This is a genomic window from Streptomyces sp. NPDC001056 (assembly GCF_053598955.1).
This window is the reverse complement of sequence record NZ_JBSFLI010000104.1, coordinates 1-1,431: the sequence shown is the minus strand read 5'-3', so window position 1 is coordinate 1,431 and position 1,431 is coordinate 1. Positions and strand designations below refer to the sequence as shown.

2 protein-coding genes and 1 pseudogene are annotated in these 1,431 nt (G+C 64.2%); 2 read left to right on the top strand and 1 reads right to left on the bottom strand.

Going from position 1 to position 1,431, the window contains the following annotated elements:
- The coding region (locus ACWDD7_RS37695) for an OmpA family protein (RefSeq protein WP_450460709.1) at nucleotides 1-565 on the top strand (565 nt) is incomplete at its 5' end.
- Between the two features lie 9 nt (nucleotides 566-574).
- Complete coding sequence (locus ACWDD7_RS37690) at nucleotides 575-1,363, top strand: retropepsin-like aspartic protease family protein (protein ID WP_450460708.1); 789 nt, start codon at nucleotides 575-577, stop codon at nucleotides 1,361-1,363.
- On the opposite strand, the pseudogene ACWDD7_RS37685 reads toward ACWDD7_RS37690, so the two are convergent.
- Nucleotides 1,335-1,431: pseudogene (locus ACWDD7_RS37685) on the bottom strand (ROK family protein); the annotation flags it as partial. The gene ACWDD7_RS37690 and the pseudogene ACWDD7_RS37685 sit on opposite strands and share 29 nt — an antisense overlap.

The window sequence follows — 1,431 nt, the reverse complement described above, 5'->3', positions numbered from 1 at the left end:
CCCCCGGGGCGATCCTCTGACCCCGCGTCCCACCAAGGCGGCGCAGCCTTCGGTCTTGGCCAAGCTAGACGCCCATACTGTCGCCACACTCGCCATCCCGGCCGAAGCGGATGCCATCCCGGCCGGCTCCGCCCAGCTCACCGACGACGTGCGCCCCGTGACGGTAGTTGCAGTCGGCCCGGCCACGGCCGCGCCAGTCGCGGCTACTGCCTCCAGTTCGTTGCGCTCGCTCCCGTTTTCTAGCTCCGTGGCAAATCTGAACGATGAGGCCAAGCGTAGCTTGTCCGAGCTGCTGCCACTGGCCATGACGGCCGAGCGCGTCTTGATCCGTGGCCGCACTGATTCGACCGGCACCGTGGCCGGCAATCGCGCCTTGGCCATCGCAAGAGCTGCGACTGTGCGCGCCGCGTTTGCCCGTGGTGGCGTTGACCCCCGAAAGCTGAAAGTCTCCTACTGCGTGACCTGCTTTGTCGCCTCGAATGACACCGAGGCTGGGCGCAGCGCAAACCGGCGCGTAGAGGTTGAGCTGGTGATGCCAGTGCCGGCCGTGGTCTTCAGTAAGTGAAAGCTGGCCATGAGCGCAGATGACCGGGATTGGTATCGAGAGCGGGCCGCGAAAACCATGCAGGATCATTACTATGACCCGAAGGTGTTTCGCGGTTCGCGCGAGGTTCGCGCAGACCAACCCCGTATCACCTTTTTGCAGTTCGTCATCGCCAATGCGCTGCCCTACGCCTTTCTGATTGTCGCGGGCGCGATCTGGCAAATAGCGCATGGGGCGACTCCACACGACGCCCTCTTGATGACGACCCAATGGCTCAAAGGTTTCGTGTTGAGCCATCCGGTCTTGTGCCTCCTGATGGTGGCCGGTGCGGCCTTCTACATGGCAAGGCCGCGCCTCGCCGGCATCGCCTATGTCTGGATCGGGATCGGGTTCCTGTGCTTTGTTGCCTTCGATTACTTCGGCAAAAAGCCTGCCGCCACGGCCGCACAACGAGCGGGCGAGCCGCCGCGCGTGGCCACCATGAGCGTGCCAAAGAATCAGCGCGGGCACTATGAGACGCCGGGCAGCATCAACGGCCAGCCTGTCACCTTCATTGTGGATACCGGCGCGGGCGTGACATCCGTTCCTGGCTCGCTGGCCAAACCCTTGGGCATCACATCATGCGAACCTCGCCAGTTCAGCACGGCGGCCGGCGAGGTCTTCGGATGCGTCGCCACGGTAGCAGAAGTGGTTTTCGGTTCCTTCCGTGCCCATAACGTCCAGGTTGCCGTCATGCCCACCATGAACGGCCCTGCATTGCTGGGCATGAACATCCTGGGGATGGTGCAGATCGGCCGCGGCGCAGCTTGTTGCCGATGATGATGCCGCCGCCGAGGCCGGTGCCGAGCGTGATGCAGATGACGTTGCGGTGGCCCTTGCCGGCGCCG

Coding starts and splice junctions, on each gene's coding strand:
- ACWDD7_RS37690 (WP_450460708.1), top strand. CDS start 575: ATGAGCGCAGATGACCGGGATTGGTATCGAGAGCGGGCCGCGAAAACC.